This window comes from Brevundimonas sp. CURTG3B2_SDJG (assembly GCF_057364705.1).
The window spans coordinates 1-1,217 of sequence record NZ_JBNFOJ010000490.1 but is presented as its reverse complement, the minus strand read 5'-3'; the positions used below and the strand labels follow the sequence as shown (position 1 = coordinate 1,217).

The 1,217-nt window shown below is 74.5% G+C and carries 2 pseudogenes; both read right to left on the bottom strand.

From position 1 onward, the window contains the following. Positions 1 to 936: pseudogene (locus AC2W7C_RS18145) on the bottom strand (tRNA modification GTPase); the annotation flags it as partial. Continuing rightward, a pseudogene (locus AC2W7C_RS18140) lies at positions 936 to 980 on the bottom strand (hypothetical protein); the annotation flags it as partial. The pseudogenes AC2W7C_RS18145 and AC2W7C_RS18140, both read right to left, overlap by 1 nt. Positions 981 to 1,217: the final 237 nt, after the last annotated feature.

The following is a 1,217-nucleotide window of genomic DNA, read 5'->3' as shown; positions in this document are numbered from 1 at the left end:
CGGGCCCCCGGCGAAAGGCCCGCCGCGACGCCTTCCGGATCACCCGGCGCCCGCACCCATAGGCGCAGGTCGCCGCCTCCGCCCGGGCCCTCGCCCGCCGGACGCCCTCGGCCTCGACCACGTCGTCCGAGTCCCGAAGCCGGCCGTATCGGACAGGGTGACGGCGTAGCCGCCGATCACCAGTTCGGCGTCCAGCACGTCGCGGGTGGTGCCCGCGATCGGCGTGACGATCGCCGCCTCGCGGGCGACCAGGGCGTTGAACAGCGACGACTTGCCGGCGTTGGTCTCGCCGATCAGGACGATCCGATAGCCCTCGCGCACCCGCTCCCCCCGCCCGGCGTCCGCCAGCGCCGCCTTCAGATCGACGATCAGGCCGTCCAGAATGGGGCCGGCGGTCCGCGCCAGATTGTCCGGCACCTCTTCGTCGGGGAAGTCGATCTCGGCCTCGACCAGGGCCAGGGCCTTCAGCAGATCCCGTCGGAAGCCGGCGTAGGCCTGGCTCAGCGCGCCGTCCAGCTGGCCCAGCGCCTGCCCCGCCTGGGCGCTGGTCTCGGCGTCGATCAGGTCGGCGACAGCCTCGGCCTGGGCCAGGTCCATGCGGCCGTTCTCGAACGCCCGCCGGGTGAATTCCCCGGGGTCGGCCGGGCGCAGGCCCAGGGCGATCAAGGCCCGGCTGGCCGCCTCGACCACCGCCCGGCCGCCATGCAGGTGTAGCTCCGCGCAGTCCTCGCCGGTATAGGAGTTCGGCCCCGGAAAGCGCAGCACCAGCGCCTGGTCGATGACGCTGCCGTCGTGCCTCAGCATCCGCAGGGCGGCCACGCGCGGCTTGAGGCCCGCCGCGCCCAGGGCGGCGGCCGCCGGAGACGCCCAGGACCCCCCGGATCCGCTAGGGGATTGCGTAGCAGGCCCTGCATCACCGCGCCCGCCAGGCCCAGCGCCGCGCCGACCATCAGGGCCGTGGCGGCGCGGGGAGCCCTCACCTGCCACAAGACCTCGGCCGGACCGGATGACGGATCGCGGAACGCCTCGGCGAACTGGCCGGCGTCGAAAGCGGTTTTCGCCGAAGACGACGGCGAGCGCGACGGCCGCCAGGATCGCGATCGCCAGCAGCAGCGAGAGACGGGCTTCCCGGTTCATGGCGCCGTGGCTTCCAGCATCGCGGCCGCGTCCGCGGCGAACCAGGCCGGACAGGTCAGGGCGGCGGCCGGCAGGCGGGC